Origin of the sequence: uncultured Lutibacter sp. (genome assembly GCF_947493565.1) — a bacterium.
Lineage (GTDB): Bacteria > Bacteroidota > Bacteroidia > Flavobacteriales > Flavobacteriaceae > Lutibacter > Lutibacter aestuarii.
Genome location: NZ_CANLRG010000019.1, coordinates 1 through 1,181, shown reverse-complemented (window position 1 = coordinate 1,181; position 1,181 = coordinate 1). Strand labels below are relative to the sequence as shown.

Annotated in this window: 1 protein-coding gene; it reads left to right on the top strand. The window is 37.2% G+C overall.

Features of this window, described 5'->3' with window-relative positions:
• Positions 1–1,181, top strand: a 1,181-nt coding sequence (locus tag Q0714_RS14140) for a Gfo/Idh/MocA family oxidoreductase (protein ID WP_298266195.1), incomplete at both ends; no start/stop codon positions are given.

Sequence of the window (1,181 nt, the reverse complement as noted above, 5' to 3'; positions counted from 1 at the left end):
TTGTTAAGAAATGATGTATTGGTCACAGCCATTTGTGATATTGATCCCAATAGAATTTCCATTGCATTAGACCGAATAGAAAAAGCAGGTCAAAAAAAGCCAGCCGTTTTTGGAAGTAGTGATTATGACTATAGAAATTTATTAGCCTTAAAAGAGGTAGATGCTGTAATTATAGCAACTCCGTGGCTTTGGCACACTCGTATGGCAAAAGATGCTATGCTAGCGGGGAAATATACAGGGTTAGAAGTTTCTGCAGCTAATACAATGGAAGAATGTTGGGATTTGGTAAATACCCACGAACAAACAGGAACACATTTAATGATTTTAGAAAATGTGAATTACCGAAGAGATGTATTGGCAGTGTTAAATATGGTAAAACAAAATGTTTTTGGAGAACTGGTACATTTTAGATGTGGTTACCAACACGATTTACGCTTTGTAAAACTAAACGATGGTAAAAGTGCCTATGGAAAAGGGGTTGAGTTTGGAGAGAAAGGGATTTCAGAATCAGCTTGGAGAACACAACATTCCTTATTAAGAAACGCCGATGTATATCCAACCCATGGTGTAGGTCCTATTGCAGCGATGAGCAATATCAACAGAGGAAATCGCTTTACATCACTAACGGCTAATGCAACCAAAGGAATAGGTTTACATAATTATATTGTAAAAAACGGAGGAGTCGATCATCCCAATGCAAAGTTGAAGTTTAAACAAGGAGATGTCATTACTTCCACTATAGAAACCGCTAATGGAGAAACCATTATTGTTACTCATGATTGTAATTTACCAAGACCGTATTCTTTAGGTTTTAGAGTACAAGGATCAAATGGTCTTTGGGAAGTAGATGGCAATAGAATATATATAGAAGGGCAATCCAAAAGACCACACCAATGGGATCAAGCAGATGAGTGGTTAAAGAAATACGATCATCCTTTATGGAAGAAGTATGGAGAGTTAGCTACAGGAGCAGGTCATGGAGGAATGGATTTCTTTGTAATTAATGCGTTTATAGAATCTGCAAAACAAAATATAGCACCACCAATGGATGCTTATGATGCTGCTGCTTGGAGTGCTATTACTCCATTATCTGAATTGTCAATTGAAAATAATGGGGAACCTCAAGACTTCCCTGATTTTACTCGTGGAAACTGGATCAAAAGAAAACCTTACAACTGGAT